The sequence below is a fragment of the Quadrisphaera setariae genome, from assembly GCF_008041935.1.
GTDB classification, from domain to species: domain Bacteria; phylum Actinomycetota; class Actinomycetes; order Actinomycetales; family Quadrisphaeraceae; genus Quadrisphaera; species Quadrisphaera setariae.
On sequence record NZ_VKAC01000018.1, the window covers coordinates 35,969 to 59,317 of the forward strand.

The 23,349-nt window shown below is 76.6% G+C and carries 19 protein-coding genes; 14 read left to right on the forward strand and 5 right to left on the reverse strand.

Annotated features, from left to right (window positions below):
* Positions 1-25: 25 nt before the first annotated feature.
* Genes FMM08_RS21525 through FMM08_RS21530 form a run of 3 tightly spaced genes read left to right on the forward strand, consistent with a single transcriptional unit; the run spans position 26 to position 5,122 of the window.
* Positions 26-814 (forward strand): DUF3027 domain-containing protein, encoded by a 789-nt coding sequence (locus FMM08_RS21525; protein ID WP_147928406.1) that lies wholly within the window; start codon positions 26-28, stop codon positions 812-814.
* Entirely contained in the window at positions 798-3,857 is a 3,060-nt protein-coding gene (locus FMM08_RS23225) for a sacsin N-terminal ATP-binding-like domain-containing protein (RefSeq protein WP_187279921.1), read from the forward strand. The genes FMM08_RS21525 and FMM08_RS23225 overlap by 17 nt, the downstream gene beginning before the upstream one ends.
* A complete protein-coding gene (locus tag FMM08_RS21530) occupies positions 3,854-5,122 on the forward strand; it encodes a CapA family protein (RefSeq protein WP_187279922.1) in 1,269 nt (422 codons plus the stop codon). Before FMM08_RS23225 ends, FMM08_RS21530 begins: the two co-directional genes overlap by 4 nt.
* An 8-nt stretch (positions 5,123-5,130) precedes the next feature.
* On the opposite strand, the gene FMM08_RS23230 is transcribed toward FMM08_RS21530, so the two are convergent.
* Entirely contained in the window at positions 5,131-5,361 is a 231-nt protein-coding gene (locus FMM08_RS23230; protein ID WP_187279923.1) for a DUF2530 domain-containing protein, read from the reverse strand.
* A 49-nt stretch (positions 5,362-5,410) separates the two neighbouring features.
* Between FMM08_RS23230 and FMM08_RS21540 the strand changes: the two genes are divergently transcribed.
* The 5 genes from FMM08_RS21540 to FMM08_RS21560 are packed head-to-tail and all read left to right on the forward strand — an operon-like array spanning position 5,411 to position 12,463.
* Positions 5,411-5,761, forward strand: a complete 351-nt coding sequence (locus FMM08_RS21540; protein WP_147928408.1) for an Lsr2 dimerization domain-containing protein — start codon at positions 5,411-5,413, stop codon at positions 5,759-5,761.
* A gap of 60 nt (positions 5,762-5,821) precedes the next feature.
* Positions 5,822-6,286 carry a MarR family transcriptional regulator gene (locus FMM08_RS21545; RefSeq protein WP_222711062.1) on the forward strand — a complete coding sequence of 155 codons (465 nt, stop codon included), beginning with the start codon at positions 5,822-5,824 and terminating at the stop codon, positions 6,284-6,286.
* Positions 6,283-7,623: an MFS transporter gene (locus FMM08_RS21550; protein ID WP_255472678.1), complete on the forward strand. Its 1,341-nt coding sequence runs from the start codon at positions 6,283-6,285 to the stop codon at positions 7,621-7,623. Before FMM08_RS21545 ends, FMM08_RS21550 begins: the two co-directional genes overlap by 4 nt.
* Complete coding sequence (locus FMM08_RS21555) at positions 7,623-8,873, forward strand: class I SAM-dependent methyltransferase (RefSeq protein WP_147928410.1); 1,251 nt, start codon at positions 7,623-7,625, stop codon at positions 8,871-8,873. Before FMM08_RS21550 ends, FMM08_RS21555 begins: the two co-directional genes overlap by 1 nt.
* 59 nt (positions 8,874-8,932) lie before the next feature.
* Complete coding sequence (locus tag FMM08_RS21560; protein ID WP_147928411.1) at positions 8,933-12,463, forward strand: ATP-binding cassette domain-containing protein; 3,531 nt, start codon at positions 8,933-8,935, stop codon at positions 12,461-12,463.
* Between the two features lie 90 nt (positions 12,464-12,553).
* Here FMM08_RS21560 and serC read toward each other — a convergent pair whose 3' ends face one another.
* Entirely contained in the window at positions 12,554-13,732 is a 1,179-nt protein-coding gene (gene serC / locus FMM08_RS21565; protein WP_147928412.1) for a phosphoserine transaminase, read from the reverse strand.
* 10 nt (positions 13,733-13,742) lie between these two features.
* Here serC and pdxH point away from each other — a divergent pair, with 10 nt between their 5' ends.
* A complete protein-coding gene (gene pdxH, locus FMM08_RS21570; protein ID WP_255472680.1) occupies positions 13,743-14,432 on the forward strand; it encodes a pyridoxamine 5'-phosphate oxidase in 690 nt (229 codons plus the stop codon).
* Position 14,433: 1 nt separating this feature from the next.
* On the opposite strand, the gene FMM08_RS21575 is transcribed toward pdxH, so the two are convergent.
* Complete coding sequence (locus FMM08_RS21575) at positions 14,434-15,159, reverse strand: PIG-L deacetylase family protein (RefSeq protein ID WP_147928432.1); 726 nt, start codon at positions 15,157-15,159, stop codon at positions 14,434-14,436.
* A 333-nt stretch (positions 15,160-15,492) separates the two neighbouring features.
* On the opposite strand from FMM08_RS21575, the gene FMM08_RS21580 reads away from it, so the two are divergent.
* Together FMM08_RS21580 and FMM08_RS21585 are read left to right on the forward strand one after the other, a co-directional pair.
* Positions 15,493-16,794, forward strand: a complete 1,302-nt coding sequence (locus tag FMM08_RS21580; RefSeq protein WP_147928414.1) for an MFS transporter — start codon at positions 15,493-15,495, stop codon at positions 16,792-16,794.
* Positions 16,795-16,804: 10 nt separating this feature from the next.
* On the forward strand, positions 16,805-17,605 hold the full coding sequence (locus tag FMM08_RS21585; protein WP_147928415.1) for an HD domain-containing protein: 801 nt from the start codon (positions 16,805-16,807) through the stop codon (positions 17,603-17,605).
* On the opposite strand, the gene FMM08_RS21590 is transcribed toward FMM08_RS21585, so the two are convergent.
* Entirely contained in the window at positions 17,571-18,224 is a 654-nt protein-coding gene (locus tag FMM08_RS21590) for a VWA domain-containing protein (protein ID WP_147928416.1), read from the reverse strand. The two genes, FMM08_RS21585 and FMM08_RS21590, sit on opposite strands and share 35 nt — an antisense overlap.
* A gap of 28 nt (positions 18,225-18,252) precedes the next feature.
* Positions 18,253-19,641 carry a cryptochrome/photolyase family protein gene (locus tag FMM08_RS21595; RefSeq protein ID WP_147928417.1) on the reverse strand — a complete coding sequence of 463 codons (1,389 nt, stop codon included), beginning with the start codon at positions 19,639-19,641 and terminating at the stop codon, positions 18,253-18,255.
* Positions 19,642-19,740: 99 nt separating this feature from the next.
* On the opposite strand from FMM08_RS21595, the gene FMM08_RS21600 reads away from it, so the two are divergent.
* The 3 genes from FMM08_RS21600 to FMM08_RS21610 are packed head-to-tail and all read left to right on the forward strand — an operon-like array spanning position 19,741 to position 23,347.
* Positions 19,741-21,297 carry an MmgE/PrpD family protein gene (locus FMM08_RS21600; RefSeq protein ID WP_147928418.1) on the forward strand — a complete coding sequence of 519 codons (1,557 nt, stop codon included), beginning with the start codon at positions 19,741-19,743 and terminating at the stop codon, positions 21,295-21,297.
* Entirely contained in the window at positions 21,297-22,217 is a 921-nt protein-coding gene (prpB, locus tag FMM08_RS21605) for a methylisocitrate lyase (RefSeq protein ID WP_147928419.1), read from the forward strand. Before FMM08_RS21600 ends, prpB begins: the two co-directional genes overlap by 1 nt.
* A complete protein-coding gene (locus FMM08_RS21610) occupies positions 22,214-23,347 on the forward strand; it encodes a bifunctional 2-methylcitrate synthase/citrate synthase (RefSeq protein ID WP_147928420.1) in 1,134 nt (377 codons plus the stop codon). Before prpB ends, FMM08_RS21610 begins: the two co-directional genes overlap by 4 nt.
* Positions 23,348-23,349: the final 2 nt, after the last annotated feature.

Below are 23,349 nucleotides of genomic sequence, written 5' to 3' on the forward strand. Positions count from 1 at the left end.
TCCGCCAGCCAGACAGGAGCGATCCGTGCCCGCCACGCGCACCCGCCGCCCCGTCCTCGACGCCGTCGCGGCGGCCGCCGTCGACCTGGCGCGCACCGCCGCCGAGGAGGTCTCCCGCGAGACCTCCGGCGGCCCGTCGAGCGTGGGCGACCACCTCGGCGCCACCGCCGAGGGCGACCGCGTGGTGGTGCACCGCTTCGCCTCCACCGACCCCGGCTACCGCGACTGGGCGTGGACCGTGGTGGTGGTCCGCGCCTCGCGGGCCAAGGCCGCCACGGTCAGCGAGGTGGCGCTGCTGCCCGAGACCGGCGCGGTGCTGGCCCCGGCGTGGCTGCCGTGGGACGAGCGCCTGCGCCCCGGGGACGTCGGCCCGCACGACGTGCTGCCGCGCATCCCCGACGACCCGCGCCTGGAGCCCGGCTACACCGCGGTCCCCGGCACCCGTCCGGACGGTTCCGAGGAGGACGAGGCGGACCGGGTGGCCCTGTGGGAGCTCGGCCTCGGCCGCGCCCGCGTGCTCTCGCCCGAGGGCCGCGACGACGCCGCCACCCGCTGGTACACCGGCTCCCACGGGCCCACCGCCGAGCAGGCGCGGAACTCGGCCTCGCCGTGCGCGTCGTGCGGGTTCTACCTGCGCCTGGCCGGGCCGCTGAGCACGGTGTTCGGGGTGTGCGCCAACGAGTGGTCGCCCTCCGACGGCCGCGTCGTCTCGGTCGACCACGGCTGCGGCGCGCACAGCGAGACCGACCAGGTGCTCGAGCCGGAGCCGCGCGGCTCGCTGGTGCTCGACGAGCGCGGTGTCGACCCCGTCTGAGCTGCGTCGCGCCGTCCTCGACGCGTGGGCGGCCTCGCCGGACAGGTTCCGCGAGGACGCCAACGCCGAGGAGGACGCCGCCCTCGGCGCCTACCGCGACCGCGCGGTGGTGGAGCTGGCGCAGAACGCCGCTGACGCGGCCGTCCGGGCCGGCGCCCCGGGGCGCCTCGTGCTCCGCCTCGAGGACGCCGGAGACGACGGCGGGGCGCGTCTGCTGGCGCTCAACACCGGCGCGCCCCTCGACGCGGAGGGCGTGCGGGCGCTGTCCTCGCTGCGCGCCTCCGCCAAGCGCACCGACGCCTCGCTGACGGGGCGGTTCGGCGTGGGCGCGGTGTCGGTGCTGGCGGTCAGCGACGACGTCACCTGGGTCTCGCGCGCCGGCGGGGTGCGCTTCAGCGCCGACCTCGCCCGCGCCGCCGTGGCCGACCGGGCGTCGGAGGCCCTCGACGCCGCGGTCGCCGCGCGCGGCGGAGCCGTGCCGGTGCTGCGGCTGCCGTTCGCCGTCAGCGCCGACGACGGCCCCCAGGACGTGCGCTCCCTGCTGGACGGGGAGGGCTGCGACACCGCCGCCGTCGTCGTCCTGCGGGACCGCGGGGCGGTCGAGGAGGTGGCGGCGGCGCTCGAGGCGGTGGACGACACCCTCCTGCTCGCCCTGCCGGCCCTCGCCGAGGTGGTCGTGCAGCTGCCCGGTGCTCCGCCCCGGGTGCTGCGCGACGTCTCGCAGCGCTGGCACCTCCTGCGCCGCCGCGGCGCCTTCGAGCCCGACGAGCTGGAGGGCCTGGGGGTGGAGGAGCGCGAGCGCGCCGCGCGCACCGGCTGGTCCGTGACCTGGGCGCTGCCCCGAGAGCCTCGCCACCTGCCGGGCGTGCTGCTGGCCCCCACCCCCACCGACGAGCCGCTCGACGCGCCCGCCGTGCTCGTCGCCGACCTCCCGCTCGACGCCGGCCGCCGCCGCGTGCCCGACGGCCCCGCCGCCCGCCGCGCGCTCCGCGAGGCCGGAGCCGCGTACGCCGCGCTCCTGGAGGAGCGGGCGCTCGCGGGTGAGGACGTGCTCGAGGCGGTGCCGGTGGGTCTGGCCGCCGGCTGGGTGGACGCCGCGGTGCGCGAGGCGGCGGTGCAGGCGCTGGGCGCGGCGCGCGTGCTGCAGCCGGTGGGGGAGACCGGCGGGCCCCTGCGGGCCGACCGCGCCCAGGCCCTCGACGACGGCCCCCTCGCCGACGACCCGACCGCGCTGGCGGCGCTGGCGCCCCTGGTGGGTGGGCTGGTCGCGGCGCCCCGGCGCGCCCGCGCAGCCCTGGAGGTGCTCGGCGTGCGCCGGGTGGGCCTGGCGGACGTGGCCGAGGTGCTGCCCTCGGACCCGGCCGCCTGGCGCGCGGCCGCCGCCGCGCTGGCGCCCGCCGCCGTCGACCCCGCCGCCCGCGAGCAGCTGGCCGTGCTGCGCGTGCCCCTCGCCGACGGGCGCACCGCCGCGTCGCCGCGGGGCGTCCTGCTGCCCAGCGGCGGGGAGGACGGCGTGCTGGCCGCGGCGCTGGAGGACCTCGCCGACGCGGGGCTGCGGCTGGTCCACCCGCTGGTCGTCGCCGAGCCCGCCGCCGTCCGGCTGCTCACCGCGCTGGGGGCGCAGCCCGCCGGGCCCGGGGACCTGCTGGCCGCGCCCGAGGTCGCCCAGCTCGTGGTGGACCTCGACGACGACGACGAGCGGGTGCCCCACCTGCTCGCCCTCGTGGCCGAGGCCGTCAGGGCGCAGGGCCTGGCCCCGGGCGACCTGCCGGCCCTGGCGGAGCTGCCCCTGCGCGCCGAGAGCGGCGAGGTGCTGCCCGCGGCGGGTCTGGTGCTGCCGGGTTCGCCGGCGGCCGGGCTCCTCGACCCCGACGAGGTGGCACCGGTCCACCCGGACCTGCTCGAGCGCTGGGGCGAGCCCGTCCTGGCGGCCGTCGGGGTGGCCGACGCGCTCGCCGTGGTACCGCTGGGCGACGTCGACCCGCACGACCCACCGACCGAGCTGCTCGACGTGGCCGGCGGGCAGGAGTGGCTGGACGAGGTGCTGGAGCGCGCCGGAGACGGCGCGGTGGCGAGCGGCGTGGCGGTGGTGCGCGACCTCGACCTGCTGCGCGAGGGGGCCGAGGGCGCGCTGCTGGAGCACCTGGCGGCGGTCCCCGCGCTGCGCTCCGCCGTGCTCGACCCCGTGCGCGTGGTCCGTCCCGACGGCTCCTCGCTGGACCTGGCCCCGCCCAGCGCCGGCTGGCTGCGCGCCGAGCTGGGCCTGGCCGGCTGCGCCGCGCCCGGGTGCGAGGAGGGGCTGGCGGCCGTGCTGCCGCAGGCTCCGGCGTGGGCGGGTGGGGCTGACCCGGCCCTGGGGCGCGCCCTGGGCCTGGTGGCGGCATCGGGCGACCTCGACGCCGACGGGTGGCAGCGCGTGCTCGACGGCGCGGCCGACCTGGTGCCGCCGGTGCGGTTGGAGGCCGTCGCCGTGCTGCCGCTGTGGCGGGCCCTCGCGGAGGCCACCAGCGCCGACCCCGCGCTCGCCGAGCACCTCGTACCGCCCTCCCACGTGCTCGCGCTGGACGCCGGCGCCGCCGTCGTCGTGGTGCCCGCCGAGCGCGCCGCGGTGGTGGACGACCCGTGCTGGGCGCAGCGCACCGATCTCGGCGCCCGCCTGGTCGCCGGGGCCGACCTGGCCGCCGCGCTGGCCGACGCGCTCGAGATCTCCCTGTCCAGCGAGCTCGCGCCGGGCAGAGTGGACCCCGTGGGTTCGACGACGACCTCCGCGGTGCCGCCGCAGGTGCGCTCCGCGCTGCCCGGCTGCCCGCCGCGCTGGACGGAGCACGACGCGCTGACCGTGGACGGGCAGGAGGTCGGGTGGTGGGTCACCGGGCGCGGCGAGCACGCCGACGTGCGCGCCACCACCGTCGACGGGCTCGCCCGCGGCCTCGCGCTGGCGGCGGGCCGGTGGCACGCCCGGGCGCTGGTGGCCGAGCTGCTCGCCGTGCCGGACCGGGCCGCCGCCGCGCTGGTCGAGGACGCCGCCGGGGAGCGCGCGTGAGGAGGCTGCCGCGGCTGCCGCGGCTGCTCCCGCTCGCGCTGGCCGGGGCGCTCGCGCTGGCCGCGTGCAGCTCCGCCGGGACCGATCCGGACCCGGCCGAGACGTCCAGCAGCGCCGCGACCACCGACGCCGACGGCGTGGTCCACCAGCCCGGCACTGCCGTGCTGGCCTTCGCCGGGGACGTGCACTTCGAGGGGACGTCGGCCTCCACCGCAGACCTGGGCAGCGCCTTCGACGTCCTCGCTGACGCGGACCTCGCCGTGGTGAACCTCGAGACCGCCGTGACCGCGGGCGGCCGAGCAGTCGACAAGCAGTTCGCCTTCCGCGCCCCGCTCAAGGCCATGGGCGCGCTGGAGGACGCCGGCGTCGACGCGGTGACCCTCGCCAACAACCACGGGATGGACTACGGCGCGAGCGGCCTCGACGACACGCTCGAGGCCGGCCGCGACGCGGGCCTGCCGGTGCTGGGCGCCGGCGACGACGTCGACGACGCCTTCCGCCCGCTGCGCCTGGAGCCGCAGGGCGTGCCGGTCTCGGTGATCGCCGCCACCGACGTCATCGACTCCTCCGTGCAGACCGCGTGGACGGCGACGGCCACCAAGCCCGGGCTGGCCTCGGCCAAGGACTCCGAGCGGCTGCTCGAGGACGTCGAGGGCGAGGCGCAGGCGGGGCGCGTCGTCGTCGTCTTCCTGCACTGGGGCACCGAGCGCGTGCAGTGCCCCACGGCCCGGCAGCGCTCGCTCGCCGCCGACCTCGCCGAGGCCGGCGCGGCCGTGGTGGTGGGCAGCCACGCCCACGTGCTGCAGCCCACGGGGGAGGTCGGCTCGACGCTCGTGGCGTACGGGCTGGGCAACTTCCACTTCTACGCCAAGCCCGGCAACACCCTCGGCACGCAGACCGGCGTGCTCACCGTCGAGGTCACCCGCGACGGCGTGCAGGGCAGCCGGTGGCACCCCGCGGTCATCAGGTCCGGCAAGCCCGAGCTGCTCTCGGAGGCGGCGCAGACCAGCGCCGACCGCAGCCCGCAGGAGCTGGCCGACCTGGGCAGCGGGTGCGCCTCCGGGGCCCTGCCGTCCGCCGCGCCCCGCGCCTCCTCGGCGCCGGACGACGACGGCGGTGACGACGGTGCCGCTGCGCCCTCCTCGTCCCCGGGAGCCCCCGCGGCGCCGAGCGCGTCGGCGACGGCCTCGCGCTCGGCCGAGCCGGAGCCGTCGGCTGCGGACCCGTCCGAGCCGGCCGCCTCGCCGTCGGCCTCCGCCGGGTAGGCGCACCGCTAGCGGCGGCGGTTCTCCCGGGCCAGCGCCAGGAAGCCGAGCGCGGCCCCGGCCGCGCAGGTCCACACCCACCAGGTGCGGCCAGCGCCGCTCAGCGCGTCGTGCGCGACCACGGCGACGACGAGGAGCGCCAGCCACGCGACGGTGATGACGCCGAAGGGCCGGCGGTCGTCGGCGGGTGGCGGTGCGGGCGCCGGACGGCGCTCCTCGCGCCTGAGGTAGAACCGCACCCGGCCAGGGTAGGTCCGGGCCGGTGGCGGTGAGGAGCGTGCGGCGCAGGTGAGCGGTCGGTCCAGCTGGTGCTTCACCGACGACCACCCCGGGTGCCGCTTCGCCGCGTGCACCTGCGCCTGCCACGCGGGTGCGGCGGAGCGGCCCGACCAGCCCGTCGTCGCCGCTGCCGCGCCGGTCGCGCCGGTCGCGCCGGTGACCGCCAGGCCGGTGCCAGCCGGCGTCCAGGCCGAGCTCGCCTTCGCCGACGGCATCGACGGGTCCACCGACGACGTCGCGACCGTCGCCCTCTCGCTGCGCGGCCAGGCGTACGAGGTCGACCTGTCGCGCGGCCACCGGGAGCAGCTGCGGGCCGCGCTGGCGCCGTTCGTGGAGGCCGCGAGGCCGGTGCGGGAGTAGCCGCCGGGAACAGGTGTCCTCGGGCTACCGTTAGCAACAGTAATGACCTATGCTCATGACGTGACCCCGGCAGCCGCTCCCGCGCAGCGGGTGGCCCCCACCCGCTGCAGGCCCGCGCCGCTGGCCGCCGAGCTGCGCGTGGGCGCCATGCGCCTGGCCCGGCGCCTGCGCCGCGAGCGCAGCAGCACCGACATCACCGACGCCCAGTACTCGGTGCTCGCCGGCCTCGACCGCCGCGGCCCGCAGACGCTGCGGGCCCTGGCCGACCACGAGAACGTGCAGCCGCCGTCCATGACGCGCACGGTCACCGCGCTGGAGGAGGCGGGCCTGGCCCGCCGCACCCCGCACCCCGACGACGGGCGCCAGCTGCTCGTCGTCCTCACCGAGGCGGGCACCCGCCACGTCCACGAGACGCGCCGCAAGCGCGACGCCTGGCTCGCCGAGCAGCTCGCCGCCCTGAGCCCCGACGACCGCGCCGCCCTGGCCCGCGCCGCCGCACTCCTGCAGGAGATCGCCACCCGATGACAGTCCTCACCAGCACGCTGAGCAGTGCGCGGCGCGCCCTGGCGCCCACCTTCACCTCGCTGACGGTCCGCAACTACCGGATCTGGGCCGGCGGCGCGATCGTGTCGAACGTCGGCACGTGGATGCAGCGCGTCGCCCAGGACTGGCTGGTGCTCACGCAGCTGACGGACAACAGCGCCGTCGCCGTCGGCATCACCACGGCGCTGCAGTTCGGTCCCCAGCTCGTGCTGGGTCCGCTGACCGGCGCCGTGGCCGACAGGTTCCCCCAGCGCGCGGTGCTCGCCGCGACGCAGGCGCTCATGGGCACCTGGGCGCTGCTGCTGGGCCTGCTCGTGGTGCTGGGCGACCCGCAGCTGTGGCAGGTGTACGTGCTCGCCGGCCTGCTGGGCGTGACGAGCGCCTTCGACGCCCCCGTCCGCCAGACGTTCGTCACCTCGCTCGTGCCGCAGCGCATGCTCGCCAACGCCGTCGGCCTCAACAGCGCCTCCTTCAACGGCGCGCGGCTCATCGGCCCCGCCGTCGCCGGCCTGCTCATCGCCGCGGTGGGCACCGGGTGGGTCTTCCTCATCAACGCCGTCACCTTCGCCGCCACGTTCGGCTCGCTCATGCTCATGCGCCGCGGCGAGCTGGTGCCCGCCCCGCGGCGCAAGCGCGGTCGCGGCGCCACCCGCGAGGGGCTCGCCTACGTCCGCAGCCGTCCCGACATCGTGCTCATCCTGCTGGTGGTGGGCCTGGTCGGGGCGTTCGGCATGAACTTCCAGATGACCACCGCGCTCATGGCCCGCGTCGAGTTCGGGCTGGGGGCGAGCAGCTACGGCCTCCTCGGCTCGATCATGGCGATCGGGTCGCTCACCGGCGCTCTGCTGGCCGCCCGCCGCGAGAAGCCGCGGCTGCGCCTGGTGGTGGGCGCGGCGACCGCGTTCGGCGTGTTCGCGATCATCGCCTCCGTGATGCCCGGCTACTGGACCTTCGCCCTCGCCCTCATCCCCGTGGGCCTGTCGGCGCTGACCCTCATGACCGCCGCCAACGCCACCGTGCAGATGACCACGCCGCCGGAGCTGCGCGGGCGCGTCATGGCCCTCTACATGGCCGTCTTCGCCGGCACCACGCCCCTGGGGGCGCCCCTGGTCGGCTGGATCGGCGAGGTGGCCGGGCCGCGCTGGTCCATCGCCGTCGGCGGGATCGCCGCTCTGGTGGCCGCCGCCGTCGTCGTCCTCGTCGTCTCCCGCCGCCAGGAGGTGCACGTGAGCTACCGGCTGCACGCCAGGCCGCACCTGCTGGTCGAGGTCGGCTCGGCGCAGGAGCCGGTGCCCGCGGGCCTGCGAGAGGCCGCCTGATGGCGCTGGTCGAGCTGGCCGAGGCCACCGGCGCCCTGCGGTCGGCGCTCGTGGACGAGTCCTTCGTGCGCGCCACCGCGAGTGGTCGGCGCCGGGGCGCCGACGCGGCGCTGGAGGCGCCGGACCGCCTCGAGGTGCGTCCGGTGCTGCTGCGCGGTGTGCGGCACGCCCAGGTCACCGAGCGCACCGGACCGGTGGTCCGCACGCGCAACCTGCGCGTCCAGGCCCCCCTCGGCCCCGACGACGACGGAGCCCTCGACGCGCTGCTGGCGCTGCCCTTCGCCACCTGGCACGCCGAGACGGCCGCCGGTGCGGTGCAGGTGCAGGTCACCAAGAAGGGACTGGCGACCGTCGGCCGCAGCGCCCCCGCCGCTGCCGGGGCCGGCGCGGCCGGGGAGCTCGCCAACGACCGCCGCAAGCAGCACCTGCTCGCCCCCGACGACCCGCTCTTCGCCGTGCTGGGCGCCGGCGGCGACAAGCGCCGCCAGGTCGACGCCTTCCTGCGCCAGCTCTCCGCCGCGCTGCCCGACGGCCTCGCGGCCGACCGGCCGCTGCGCGTGGTCGACCTCGGGTGCGGCAACGCCTACCTCACCCTCGCCGCTCAGCGCTGGCTCGCCGGCCGCCCCGCCGGCGCCCGCACCGTGGGCGTGGAGCTGCGCGCCGACCTCGTGCAGCGCTCCACCGACCGCGCCGCAGCCGCCGGGGTCGAGGGGCTCACCTTCACCGCCGGCACCATCGCCGACGCCGACCCGACGCAGCTGCTGGGCGGCCCGCCCGACGTCGTGCTGGCCCTGCACGCCTGCGACACCGCCACCGACGACGCGCTCGCCCGCGCCGTCGCCTGGGGGTCCCCGGTGGTGCTCGCAGCCCCCTGCTGCCACCGCGACGTGCAGCGCCAGCTGGTGGCGGCCGGCGCGGGCACGCCGTCGTCGCCCCTCCCCGCCGCGCAGGACGCGCTGGTGTCCTCCCCGATCCTCCGGGAGCGCTTCGCCGACGTCCTGACGGACTCCCTGCGCTCCGCGGCGCTGCGCGCCCACGGGTACCGCACGGACGTGGTGGAGTTCGTCGACAGCGAGCACACGCCGCGCAACGCCCTGCTGCGCGCGGTGCGCCCCACCCGGGCCGAACCGCAGGCGGCGCGCGAGGCGGCCCACCGCGAGCTGGAGGAGCTGGCGGCGTCCTGGCGGGTGCGGCCCGTCATCGCCGACCGGCTGGAAAAGCAGAGGCGGGCTGTCGGAGGGCGGTTGTAGCGTCACAGCGGCCCCTGGACCGGAGCCGCCCCCGCTACCCGCCTCCTGGAGGTCATCCCGTGCGCGAGCACGCGCCGCTGACGTGGCGTCGTCTGTCCGGCTGGGGCAGCGCAGTCGCCCTGGCGCTCGCGGTGCTCGCCGCGGTGGCCGAGACGATCGGCACGGTGGTCGCCGGGTCCCTGGCCGACGGCCCCACCACACCCGCGGTGGCGCTGCTCGCGGTGCTGCTCATCGGCTCCGCCGTGCTGGACATGGTCGGCCGCACGGGCTTCTCGACCGTCGTCGGCCGCGCCGAGGGCCGGCTGCGCTCCGACCTGCTCGACGCCGCGCTGCGCCAGCCGCTCACCGCCCTGGAGTCCCAGGGCGTCGGCGAGCTGCTCGACAGGGTCGACGACGACACCCGCCAGCTCGCCCAGCTGGTCCGCCAGACCGGCTGGCAGCTGGGCCGCGCGCTGCTGCGCTCCGTGCTCGCCTGGGTGGTCGCGGGGCTGACGTTCTGGCCGGCGTGGTTCGCGTTCCCGCTGGTCGCGGCCCTGGCGTACCTGTGGGTGCACAAGCTCACCCCGGTGGTCGCCGCGCGCAAGACCGAGGAGGAGCTCGCCTGGTCCGACTCCGCCACCCAGCTGGAGGAGTCCGTCGCCGGCCGCGACGACGTCCGCACCTCCCTCGGGCAGGCGCACGTGCTCGCCCAGTTCTCCGCGCGCTCCGCGGAGGTGCTGCGCCGCTGCGCCCGCACCTGCCGCGCCGCCACCACCGTCGGCCTGCGGACCGGCCTCGTGCTGCACGCGCTGCTCGCCGCCCTCGCGCTCGCGGGCGTGTGGCTGGTCACCGGAGGCCAGCTCGGGCTCCCGCTGCTCATCACGCAGTGGCTGCTCGTCACCACGTTCGTGGGCCGCCTCGGCGAGGTGGCCAACCACCTGCCCGAGGTGCAGGAGGGCCTGGGGGCCCTCACCCGCATCCGCTCCCTCATGGCCGCTGACCGAGAGCCCGCCGACGGCGCGCCCGTGCCGGCCGCGTCGGGGGACCCGGTGCGCGACGGCGTGGAGGTGCGCGGCCTGAGCTTCACCTACGGCGAGGGCTTCACCCTGGCGATCGACTCCCTCGTGGTGCCCGCCGGCACGTCGTGCGCGGTGGTCGGGCGCAGCGGCGCGGGCAAGTCGACCTTCGCCAAGCTGCTCTCCCGAGCCGTGGAGCCGCCGCCCGGCACCGTGCTGGTCTCCGGGCAGGACGTCGTGGCCACCGAGCTCGGCTCGCTGCGCCGCGCCGTCGGCGTGGTCACCCAGCGCACCGAGGTGCTGAGCGCGACCCTCGAGGAGAACATCACGCTCTTCGCGCCCGTCCCGCGCGAGCGGGTCCAGGCCGCCGTCGCCGACCTCGGCATCAGCGAGTGGGTCGCCTCCCTGCCGGACGGGCTCGACACCCGCCTGGGCGCCTCCGGTGCGACGCTGTCCGCGGGCGAGGAGCAGCTGGTCGCCTTCGCGCGCCTGCTCGTGCGAGACGTCCGCGTCGTCGTCCTCGACGAGGCCACCGCCCGCATGGACCCCCAGACCGAGCAGCTGGTCACCCGGGCCTCCCAGCGCCTGCTCGCCGGGCGCACCGGCGTGGTCATCGCCCACCGCCTCTCCACCACCCGCTGGTGCGACGCGGTGGCCGTGCTCGACTCCGGCCGCCTCGTCCAGCACGGCCCGCGCGCCGCGCTGGCCACCACCATCGGGCCCTTCCGCGACCTCCTCGTGGCCTCCGGCACCGAGCGCCCCCGCGGCACGGACCCGGCGGCGACGACGAGCGCGGCCAGCGGCGTCGGCTCCGCGACAGCCGTGCTGGTGGCGCCGGCTCCTGCGTCGTCGGCGCTGGTGACCCGGCGCGAGCGGCGGGACCCGCGCCCGGCGCCCCCGGCTCCCCGGCCGAGCCTGGCGCGGCACGTGGCCGAGCTGCTCGTCGTGCACCCCCAGTGGGGCCTGGTCGGCACCTTCGCCTTCCTCGCCGTGACGATGCTCGGCGCCTACGGCGCGCTCACGGGCTGGGCGTGGGGCCAGCTGGTGGTGTCGCTGGAGGCCGGCGGGCGGCCGTGGGGCCTCGCTGCGCTCGTGGCCACCTGCCTGCTGCTGACCCCGGTGGGCATCGCGCTCGCCTTCCGCGTCTACCCGATGTGGTGGTCGGCGGCCACGCTGCGGCTGCGCCTGGCGGTGCTGCGCGGCCAGACCGAGCAGCGGCGCCTGCGCCGCACGCCCCCCGGCGAGGTGGCCGCCCGCGCCCTCGACAGCGACCGCCTCATCATCTACGTGGACCGGTGGGTCGACGTCTTCATCGGTGCTGCCGCGGTGCTCGCCACCGGCCTGTTCAACGCCAGCGCCACGGCGTCGCTGGTCGCCGGCGGGGTGCTGGTGCTGTCGGCGCTGACCGCGGCTGCGGGCGCCCCCGCCGCCGGCCGCGCCGGGCGGGTCGCCGGCGACGAGCGCGCCCGGTTCGGCAAGGAGCTGGTGAGCACCCTCGAGGCCGTCCGCACGGTCAAGCTCGCCGCTGCCGTCCAGGCCGTGCAGGGGCACCTGCAGGTGGTCGACGCGCGCCGTGTGGAGGCCAGCGTGCGCGAGCAGCGCATCCGCAGCCTCCTCGAGGGCGTCCCGGGCGTGCTCGTGCAGGTCGGTGTGGTCACCGCCTGGGTGCTGTTCCTCACCGGGGTCTGGGGCCTGGGCACCGCGCTGGCGGTCGCGACGGCCGTCTCCGGCTTCGGGTGGTTCGGCATCGTGGCGGGCGCCGCGGTGGTCGAGATGCCCATCGCCCGCACCTGGCTGCGCGCCGCCAGCGAGCTGTCGGGGCGAGCCGACCTCGTGGCGCTGCCGCCCTCGGTCGACCTCGTCGCCGGCACCGCCCCCTCCCCGGCCCCCGCGGGCCGGGTGGCGCTGCGGCGGCTGCAGCTCGAGGGGGTCACCGCGGTCCACGACGACGGCACCGTCGGCGTGCGCGACGTGACGCTGTCGGTGGAGGCCGGGTCGCTGGTGCTGCTGGTCGGCCGCGTGGGCTCGGGCAAGTCGAGCCTGCTGTCGGCGCTGGTCGGCCTGGTGGACCACGAGGGCGCCATCCGCTGGAACGACACCGAGGTCGGCGACCCGCAGCTGTTCCTGCGCCCCGGCCAGGTCGCGCACGTCGCGCAGGTCCCGCGGGTGCTCTCGGGCACCTTCACCGACAACGTCACCCTCGGGCACGACAGGGGCTCGGTGAGCCTGGGCAGCGCCATCCGCGACGCCCGCCTCGACCGGGACGTCCGCGAGGCCGGCGGCACCGGCGCCCTGGTCGGGCACCGCGGCGTGCGGCTGTCCGGCGGGCAGGTGCAGCGGCTCGCGCTCGCCCGCGCGCTGGCCACCGAGGCCGAGCTCGTCGTCGCCGACGACGTCTCCTCCGCGCTGGACGCCAAGACCGAGCTGGAGCTGTGGTCGGCGCTGCGCGAGCGGGGCGCCACGGTGGTCGGGTGCAGCGCCAAGCGCAGCGCCCTCGCGCTGGCCGACGTCGTCGTCGTCCTCGAGGACGGTCAGGTGGCGGCCACCGGGCCGTGGTCGGAGCTGTCCGAGGAGTGGGGCCACCTCGCCGGCTGAGCTCTCCTCTTCTCGCACTTTCCGCGGCAAGTGCGCCACCGGAGTCCCGGGAAGCGCACTTGCCGCGGAAAGTGCGGAACAGGGGTGGGGTCAGGACAGGGCGGACACCACGTGGTCGACGCACGCCGTCAGCGCAGAGACGTCGTGGGGGTCGACGGCGGGGAACATGCCCACGCGCAGCTGGTTGCCGCCCAGCCCGCGGTACGGCTCGACGTCCACCACGCCGTTCGCGCGCAGCACGGCGCGGACGGCGGCGGCGTCGACCGACGGGTCGAGGTCGATGGTGCCGACCACCGGCGAGCGCAGCGTGCGGTCGCGCACCGCGGGGCGCGCGTACTGGCTGGCCTCGGCCCACTCGTACAGCCGCGAGGCGGACTCCGCCGACCGCGCGGCCGCCCACTCCAGGCCGCCGCGGTCGAGCATCCACTCCACCTGCTCGGCGAGCATGAGCAGCGTCGCCACGGCGGGCGTGTTCACCGTCTGCTCCCGCTGGCTCTCCGCCAGCGCCGCGAGCAGGTCCAGCGACCCCGGCACCCAGCGGCCCGGCTGCAGCTCCTCCGCCCGCGCGATCGCGGCGGGGGACAGCAGCGCCAGCCACAGCCCGCCGTCGGACCCGAACGACTTCTGCGGCGCGAAGTAGTACGCGTCGCACCTCGAGGCGTCCACCGGCACCCCGCCCGCGGCGGACGTCGCGTCGACGAGCACCAGCGCGTCGTCGTCCTCCGCCAGCCCCGACGGGCGGACCACCGGCAGCACCACGCCCGTGGAGGTCTCGTTGTGGGGGTAGGCGTACGCGTCCACCCCGGGCTCCGCCTCGGCGGTGGGCGCGCTGAACGGCTCCGAGCGGCGCACGTCGGGCGCCGCCAGGAACGGCGCGGCCGCCGTCGCCTTCGCGAACTTCTCGCTGAACGCCCCCAGCACCAGGTGCTGCGCGCGCTCACGGACCAGGCACGTGGTGGCGACGTCCCAGAAGGTCGTCGAGCCGCCGTTGCCGAGCACCACCTCGTACCCGTCGGGCAGGGAGAACAGGTCGGTCATGCCCGCGCGGGTGCGGGCGACCAGCGAGCGCACGGGCAGCTGGCGGTGCGACGTGCCCAGCACGGTGCGGCCGACCCCGGCGATGGCGGCCACCTGGTCGTCGCGGACCTTGGACGGCCCGGAGCCGAACCGGCCGTCGCGGGGCAGCAGCGACGGCGGCACGGTGATGGTGGGCACACCCGCCGCAGGGGTGCCCGAGCTCGAGGTGTCGGAGGAGGTCACGGCGTGCATCCTGCACCGTGTGGAGAGCCCGGACGTGAACAGCGAGCTGGCGGAGCACCGCGTGGACTACTCCGACGCGGGCCTGGACGCCGCCGACCTCGCTCCCGCCCCGCTGGAGCAGTTCCACCGCTGGTGGGACGAGGCGAGCTCCGACCCGAGGATCGCCGAGCCGAACGCCGTGGTCCTCGCCACCGTCGACGCCGGCGGCCTCCCCGACGCGCGCACGGTGCTGCTCAAGGGCGCCGACGCCCGCGGGTTCGTGTTCTACACCAACCTCGGCTCCGCCAAGGCCCGTCAGCTGGCCGCGGCGCCGCACGCGGCGCTCGTGCTGCCGTGGCACCCGCAGCAGCGGCAGGTGCGCGTGCGCGGTGAGGTCGAGCAGGTCAGCCGCGACGAGAGCGCCGCCTACTTCGCCACCCGCCCGCGCGGTTCGCAGCTGGGCGCCCACGCCTCCCGGCAGAGCGCGGAGGTGGCCTCCAGGGAGGACCTGGCACGCGCGTACGAGGCGGCCGCGGCGCGCTTCCCCGAACCCGGGGCCGTGCCGCTGCCCGACGGGTGGGGCGGGTTCCTCGTGCGGCCGGTGGAGGTGGAGCTGTGGGTGGGGCGCCGCTCGCGCCTGCACGACCGGCTCGTCTACCTCTCGGTGACCGGGGAGCCGGCGCCCCTGGACGACGCCGGCGCGTGGAGGGTCGTCCGCCGCCAGCCCTGAGTCACAGGGTGAGGGCGAGCTCCACGGCGAGCACGGAGCGGCCCTCCCAGCCCGGCTGGTCGCGGCGGACCACCTGCTCGTAGACCTTCTCGGCCTGCCGGCGCACCGGGACGTCCGGGTCGAGCGCGCGGAAGTACTCCTCGTGCAGCGCCAGCGCCGCGACGCCGGCCTCCACGGTGTCGGTGATGTCGACGACGTGGGTGGGGGAGGTGCTGTTCGCGACGACGACGCGGCGCACGCCCTTCCACGGCGCGAAGCCCTCGTGGCCGAGCTCGGGGAAGATCCAGCGGTTGGCGGCGTCGGCCACGCCGTCGAGCACCGTGCGGCCCAGCGCGCGGTGGTCGGCGGAGTTCCACGTGCCCGGCCCCCACGTGTCGTGGTGGTTGATCGTGACGACGAGGTGCGGGCGGTGCTGGCGGATCGCGCGGGCGATGTCGCTGCGGAGCTCGAGGCTCTCGGTGAGGCGGCCGTCGCGGTGGCGGAAGAACTCCACCTCCCGCACGCCCACGGCGCCGGCGCTGGCCAGCTCCTCGGCCTCGCGCAGCGGACCCGCCTTGGCGGGGGCCACCGTGTCGATGCCCGCCTCGCCGGAGGTCGCCATCGCGTAGACGACCTGCTTGCCCGCCGCCGTCCAGCGGGCCACGGCCGCCGCGGTGCCGTACTCGACGTCGTCGGGGTGCGCCACCACGCACAGCACCCGGTCGAAGTCCTCGGGGAGGCCGGGCAGGGGGGTGGGGGCGGCGTCGCTCACACGGCCATCGTGGCAGCCGCAGAACCGCTCGGAAAAAACCCTCGACGCCCCGCCGGGCCGGACGTAGCGTGGAGGCACACGGGAGAGGAGGTGATCCGAGAAGTGGTTGTTCTTCGGACGCGTGAGGTGACTGCCCGCTAGCCGTCAGGCAGCGTGAGCCACCCGGACGGCCTGCTAGTCCCAGGCAGTCACCGGAGCCCGCGGGAGTCGCGCCTTCGTCCAGCGCGACGCCCCCTCCAGGTCGGAGGGGAGCCCGCGGGCTCTTCCACGCCCGGCACCTGACGGGTGCCTGGGGCACCATGGACCCCGATGCCCGCCCTGCTCCTCGACACGGCCCCGCTGCGCTCCTCCCCGGAGTACCGGCGCCTGTGGACCGGCCTCACCCTCGCCGGGGTCGGCAGCCAGCTCGGCGTCACCGCCGTCGCGCTGCAGGTCTACGACCTCACCGGCTCGTCCTTCGCCGTCGGCCTCGTCGGCCTGGTCTCCTTCGTGCCGCTCGTGGTGCTCGGCCTGTACGGCGGCGCCCTGGTCGACGCTCACGACCGCCGCCGCGTCGTGGTGCTCTCCTCGGTGGGGCTGCTCGTCGCCTCGGTGCTCATCGCCGCCCAGGCGTGGCTCGACGTCGGCTCCGTGGCGCTGCTGCTCGGGCTGGTGGCCCTGCAGAGCGCCGCCTTCGCGGTCAACTCGCCCGCGCGCACCGCGATCATCCCCATGCTCGTGCCCGCCGAGCAGCTGCCCGCAGCCAACGCGCTCGGCACCCTGTCGATGAACCTCGGCGTCACGGTCGGACCGCTGGTCGGCGGCCTGCTGGTGGGAACGGTCGGCTTCGGGCCCGCCTACACGATCGACGTGGTCACCCTCCTCGTGGCCCTGGCGACCGTGCTCAGCCTCCCGCCGCTGCCCCCGGCCGGCGGGGCCCGGAAGGCCGGCCTGGCCAGCGTGCTGGAGGGTCTGCGCCTGCTCAAGGGGTGGCGCAACGTCCGCACGACGTTCCTGCTGGACATCTGCGCCATGGTGCTCAGCCAGCCGCGCGCCCTGTTCCCCGCCGTGGGCGCGGTGCTCATCGGGGGAGGGGCGACGACGGCGGGCGTGCTCGCCTCGTCCGTGGCCGTCGGGTCCGTCCTCGCGAGCCTCGTGTCCGGGCCGCTGGGCCGCGTCCACCGCCACGGGGTCGCCATCGCGGTGTCGGTGGCGGCCTGGGGAGCCGCGATCGTGGCGTTCGGCCTGGTGCTGCTGCTCGCCGCGCCGTCGCACGCGGCGGAGGGCACCGTCACCACCACGGCCGTGCCGTGGACCTCGTGGCACCTGTGGGGGGCGTGCGCCGCCCTCGCCGCTGCCGGCGCCGCCGACGCCGTCAGCTCGGTGTTCCGCCAGACGGTGCTGCAGTCGGCCGCGCCCGACTGGGCCCGCGGGCGCCTGCAGGGCGTCTTCATCGTGGTGGTGGCCGGTGGCCCCCGCCTGGGCGACCTCGTGGCCGGCGCAGACGCCGACGCCCTCGGTGAGGCGCTGGCGGCGGTGGTCGGCGGCGTGGCGTGCGTGCTCGCCGTCGTCGTCCTCATGGCGTGGCAGCGGGGCTTCCTGCGCTACGACGCCCGCGATCCCGTCCCCTAGCCTGCGAGGGGTGACGGACCTCGACGCCCGCCTCGGGAGCGCGCTGGCCGAGCTGCCGCTCAAGGAGATGGAGGGCGCCCTGCTCGCCGCGGCGCTGCTGCGCGCCGCCGAGCCGCTCGACGCCTCGGGAGCGGTCAGGAGGGCGGTGGAGCTGGCCGCCTACGCCCACCGCGACGCCACCCGCGCCCGCCGCGGCCCCCTCCCGCGCGACAGCTACATCACCCACCCCCTGCGCGGGGCGCTGAGGCTGCACCGCTGGGGGGTGCGCGACGTCGACGTGCTGGTGGCGGCGGTGCTGCACGACGTCGTCGAGGACGCCGCCCCGGACCTGCTGGACCTGGTGGGCCTGCCGGTCCCCGCCGACGACGACGAGGGCGGCGCCGCGCAGGCCGCGGCGAGCGCGCTGCGCGACGTCGTCGCGCCGGCCTTCGGGGCGCGCGTGGCGGCCGTGGTCGAGGCGGTGAGCAACCCGCCCGGCCCCCGGCCCGAGGACCCCGAGGCGCGCCGGCGCGCCTACCGCGACCACGTGCTGGAGGCCGTGCGGGGCGACGCGGCCGCGCTGCTGGTCAAGACCAGCGACCTCTACGACAACGCCGGCTCGCTGCACCACCACGCGGGCGAGCACCCCGAGCAGGTGCGCCGCCTGGCCGCCAAGTACGCGCCCCTGCTGCGCCCCGTGCGCGAGGAGCTCGCCCGGGTGCGTCCGCTGCCCGAGGACGTGCTGGAGGAGCTGCTCACCGACCTGCGCGGCATCGAGGAGGGGCTGGAGCAGCTGCTCAGCGCGTCGTCGACGAGCGGTCCTCCTCGGTGAACCGCGGTGCGGCTCCGGGCGCACCGGCCCGCGCGGCGCTGACCCACCGGCTGGCCGCCGCGTAGGCGGCGCGCGTGCCCCGGCCGTCGGCGTCGTAGGTGAGGGAGGCCCCCGCCGGGACGCCGAGGGCGGAGGCGGTGGCGATGGCGTCCTGGCCGGCGGCCAGGAACACGAACTGCCAGCCGTCGCGCTCCTGCTTGCGGTTCGTGAGCTCCTCCACCCCCTTGCGGGTCCAGTCGACCGAGGCGTTCTCCAGCCCGTCGGTGACCACCACCACGACGACGCGCTCCGGGCGCTCGCCCACGGGGGTGGTCTCGAGCCGCTCCTCCAGCAGCACCACGGTGCGTCCCCACGCGTCCAGCAGCGCGGTGCGGCCCCGCGGCGCCAGGGAGTACTCCGGCGCCTCGTCGAGCGGCACCCAGTCGACGACGACGTCGAAGGCGTCGTCGAACTGCGTCAGCAGGAGCCGGCCACCGCCCGGCTGCGCGCGCTGCTCGGCGACGAACGCGTTGACGCCGCCCTCGGCGTCCTCGGCGATGCTGTGCATGCTGCCGCTGCGGTCCACGACCACGGCGAGCGCGACGCTCGTCGTGGCGGTGCCGGTGGGGTCTGCGGTCATGGTTCCTCGGGGTGGGGACGGGGTCGGGTCACGAGCGGACCGCGGCGTACCGCGCCAGCGCTTCCTCGCGCTCGGCCTTGTGGTCGACGATGCGCTGAGGGTAGCCGTGGTCGTAGCCGCCGGCGTAGTCCCACGGGGAGTGCGCGGCCTTCCCGGGCAGGTGGCGCAGCTCGGGCACGTAGCGGCGCACGTAGTCGCCGCTGGGGTCGAACTTCTCGCCCTGGCTGACGGGGTTGAACACCCGGAAGAAGGGCGCCGCGTCGGTGCCCGAGCCCGCCGTCCACTGCCAGCCGTGGTTGTTGCTCGACAGGTCGCCGTCGCGCAGCCAGCGCATGAAGTGCCGTGCGCCGAGCTGCCACTCGAGGTGGAGGTCCTTGACGAGGAAGCTGGCCACCACCATCCGCACCCGGTTGTGCACCCAGCCCTCGGTGAGCAGCTGCCGCATGCCGGCGTCGACGAAGGGGTAGCCGGTGCGCCCGGCCTGCCACGCCTCCAGGTGCGCCTTCCCGTCCCCGCGGGCGGGGTCGTCGAAGCGCATGCCCGCCAGCTGCGGCCGGTAGTACTCCCGGGCGGAGTCGGGCCGGTGCCACAGGACGTCGGCGTAGAACTCCCGCCAGATGAGCTCGGTGCGGAAGGTCTGCCCGCCCTTCGTCCCGCTGTGCCGGCTCGCGGCGAGGTCTGCGAGCAGCGTGCGCGGGTGCACCTCCCCGTACTTCAGGTGCGCGGACAGCTGGGAGGTGCCGTCGCGGTCGGGGCGTTCGCGGTCGGTGTCGTAGTCGTCCAGACGGTCCTGGAACGCCTCCCAGCGGTGCAGCGCGGCTTCCTCGCCGACGTCGGGGAGCCGCAGGTCAGCTCGCGTGAACTCCTCGGGGTCGTCCGGAACTCCTTCGCCGTCGACGCGGCGCACCCAGCGCAGGTCAGCGGGGGGAGAGGTGGCCGGCTCCGGGTGCCCGTGGGCCGTCCACGCCTTCGAGAACGGGGTGAACACCTGGAAGGGCGTGCCGTCCCCCTTCACCACCGTGCCCGGGCCGATGGCGTAGGGCGTCCCCGTGCGGACCAGCCCCACGCCGTCGCCGGACAGGGCGGCCTCGACGCGCTCGTCGCGAGCGCGTCCGTAGGGGCCGGCGTCAGCGGTCACGTGGACGTGCTCGGCGCCCACCTCGCGGGCCACCTGGCGCACGACGTCCTCGGGCTCGCCGGAGCGGACGACGAGCGCGCCGTCGGCGCTGGCCGACCACGCCCGCAGCGACCGGAACAGCCACGCGGTGCGGGTGGGGCCCGCCGGGCCCAGGAGGGCCGGGTCGAGCACGAACAGCGGCAGGACGCCGGAGCCGCCGGCCTCCTCGGCCGCGGCGAGCAGGGCCGGGTGGTCGCGCAGGCGCAGGTCGCGGCGCAGCCAGAGCACGGTCGAGGTCATCGCAGCACCACCGGGCGAGCGTGTCAGGCGGGGGTGGCGTCGGCCACCGCAGCGGGGGCGGGCTGGATCAGCGGGGCCGCGCGGTCCAGGATCGGAGGCGTGAAGGTGCACCAGGTCCGAGCCCACCGCAGCGACGAGAACCTGCCCCGCGAGGAGCAGCTGGCCTGGAAGCTGGCCCAGCTCGCCGCGGACACCACCGCGTTCGCGGACGTGGACGACATCGACTCGGCTGTCGTCGACATGGTCGTCAACCGCGTCATCGACGACGCGGCCGTCGCCACGGCGTCGCTGGGCCGCGCGCCCGTCGTCGCCGCCCGCGCGCAGGCGATGGCCCACCCGGCGTCCGGCGCCGCGCCCAGCCAGGGCACGGGCTCCACGGTCCACGGCGCGCCCGGTCGCTACGGCCCGGAGTGGGCGGCGTGGGCCAACGGCGTGGCGGTGCGCGAGCTCGACTTCCACGACACCTTCCTCGCCGCCGACTACTCCCACCCCGGTGACAACATCCCGCCCGTCGTCGCCGTCGCCCAGCACGTGGCGGCCAGCCGGGGCCCCCACGGCGGCGCCACCGGCGCCGACGTGGTGCGGGCCCTGGTCACCGCATACGAGGTGCAGATCGACCTCGTGCGCGGCATCTGCCTGCACGAGCACAAGATCGACCACGTCGCCCACCTCGGTCCCTCGGCCGCCGCGGGCCTGGGCACGCTGCTGCGGCTGCCCACCGAGCAGGTCTTCCACGCCATCGGCCAGGCGCTGCACACCACCACCGCCACGCGGCAGTCGCGCAAGGGCGAGATCAGCACGTGGAAGGCGCACGCGCCGGCCTTCGCCGGCAAGGCCGCCGTGGAGGCCGTCGACCGGGCGATGCGCGGGCAGACCAGCCCCACGCCCATCTACGAGGGCCAGGACGGCGTCATCGCGCGCCTGCTCTCCGGGTTCGGCCACGTCTACGAGGTGCCGCTGCCCGAGGCCGGGGAGCAGCGGCGGGGGATCCTCGACAGCTACACCAAGGAGCACTCCGCGGAGTACCAGGCGCAGGCGTGGATCGACCTGGCCCGCCGCCTCGGCGAGCAGCAGCCGGCGCTGCGCGACCCGTCACAGGTGCGCTCGATCGTGCTGCACACGAGCCACCACACCCACCACGTCATCGGGTCCGGCGCGAACGACCCCCAGAAGTACGACCCGACGGCCTCGCGGGAGACCCTCGACCACTCCATCCCGTACATCGTGGCGGTGGCCCTGCAGGACGGCGGCTGGCACCACGAGCGCAGCTACACCCCCGAGCGCGCCGGCCGCCCGGACACGGTCGCCCTGTGGCAGAAGACCACCACGGTGGAGGACCCGGAGTGGACCCGCCGCTACCACGACCCGGACCCCATGAAGAGGGCGTTCGGGGGCCGCCTGGAGGCCGAGCTGGCCGACGGCAGCCGGGTGGTGGAGGAGATCGCCGTCGCCGACGCCCACCCCGCCGGCGCGCGGCCGTTCGCCCGCGCCGACTACGTGGCCAAGTTCAGGACGCTCGCCGAGGGCGTGCTCGACGACGACGAGGTGGAGCGCTTCCTCGACGTCGCCCAGCGCCTGCCCGAGCTCGAGCCCGGCGAGCTGTCGCAGCTCACGGTGCGGGCTCGCGTCTCCACGCCGGCGGGAGGGCTGTTCTGATGCTCCACGCCGCGAAGACCGCGTCGCAGAAGCGCCAGGCCCTGCGGAGCGCGTTGGCGTCCGGGGACCTGCAGCGGTTCGTCGGGGCGTTCACGCCGCTGTCGACCTCCCTCGTGGCGGGCGGGGGCTTCGAGGGCGTCTACGTCTCCGGGGCCGTCGTGTCCGCCGAGCTGGGCCTGCCCGACATCGGCCTCACCACGCTCACCGAGGTGGCCCAGCGCGCCGCCCAGGTGGCCCGCACCACCGACCTGCCGGTGCTCGTCGACGCCGACACCGGCTTCGGGGAGCCCATGAACGTCGCCCGCACGGTGCAGGTGATGGAGGACGCCGGGGTCGCCGGGCTGCACCTGGAGGACCAGGTCAACCCCAAGCGCTGCGGGCACCTGGACGGCAAGCAGGTGGTGGACACCGCCACCGCCGCCCAGCGCATCGCCGCCGCCGTGCGCGCCCGGCGCGACCCGGACCTGCTGGTCATGGCGCGCAGCGACGCCCGCGCCGTGGAGGGCCTGGACGCCGCCGTCGAGCGGCTCAAGGCCTACGTGGACGCCGGCGCCGACGCCGTCTTCCCCGAGGCGATGCTGACCCTGGCCGACTACGAGCGCGTGGTCGCCGCGGTGGACGTGCCCGTCCTGGCCAACCTCACCGAGTTCGGCAAGGCGCCGCTGTTCACGCACGCCCAGCTGGCCGAGGTCGGCGTGCGGATCGCGCTGCACCCCGTCAGCCTGCTGCGGACGGCGATGGGTGCCGTCGAGCGCGCGCTGGACGCGCTCGCGACCACCGGGACCCTCGAGGGGGAGGTGCCGTCGATGCTGACGCGCGCGCGGCTGTACGAGCTCATCGACTACGCCGGCTACTCGGACTTCGACGCCGACGTGTTCACCTTCGAGGTGCCGGACGGGACGAGGGGCGTGCAGGCGTGAGCGAGCAGGAGATCAAGCGGGGACTGGCCGGCGTCGTCGTCGACACCACCGAGGTGTCCTCGGTGACGGCACCCGCCACCGGACCGTCGGAGCTGCTCTACCGCGGCTACCCCGTCCAGGACCTCGCCGCGCGCTGCACGGTCGAGGAGGTGGCGCACCTGCTCTGGTACGGCGAGCTGCCCACCACGGACCAGCTGGTGGCCTTCGAGCGCGCCGAGCGGGCGCAGCGGGCGCTGCCCGACGCCGTCGTCGCCGTCCTCGACGCCCTCCCGGCGGACGCGCACCCGATGGACCTCGTGCGCACCGCCGTCAGCGCCATCGGCTCCACCTGGCCGACGCTCGCGCCGGCGGAGCGCACCCGCGAGGACGACCTCGCCCGCGCCCTGCAGCTGTTCGCGCAGCTGCCCGCGGTGGTCGCCAGGGTCCAGCGGCGCCGGCGCGGCCTGGAGCCGCTGCCGCTGCGCACCGACCTCGGCTGGAGCGCGGCGTTCCTCGCCGCGACCTTCGGGGAGGAGGCGGCGCCGGAGGTCGTGCGCGCCTTCGAGGTGTCGATGGTGCTGTACGCCGAGCACTCCTTCAACGCCTCCACGTTCACCGCGAGGGTGGTGACCTCGACGCTCGCCGACTACCACTCCGCCATCACCGCGGCCGTCGGCGCGCTCAAGGGCCCCCTGCACGGCGGCGCCAACGAGGCCGTCATGGGCGTGCTCGCCGAGGTCGGCACCGCCGACCGGGCCGCCGAGTGGGTCGCGCAGGCGCGGGCCGAGAAGCGCAAGGTCATGGGCTTCGGCCACCGCGTCTACAAGACCGGCGACTCGCGCGTGCCCACGATGAAGGCCGCGCTCGACGTGATGGTCGAGCGGGAGGGCCGCCGCGACCTCGCCGAGCTGTACGACGCGATCGAGCGGGCGATGACCGACGCCACCGGCATCCGCCCGAACCTCGACTACCCCAGCGGACCCGCGTACGCGCTCATGGGCTTCGACACCGAGGTGTTCACGCCGCTGTTCGTCATGGCCCGCGTGCTCGGCTGGACCGCGCACGTGCGCGAGCAGGTGGAGGCGAACGCGCTGATCCGGCCCCTGTCGCGGTACACCGGCCCCGAACGGCGCTCGATCACCGGCAACTAGGC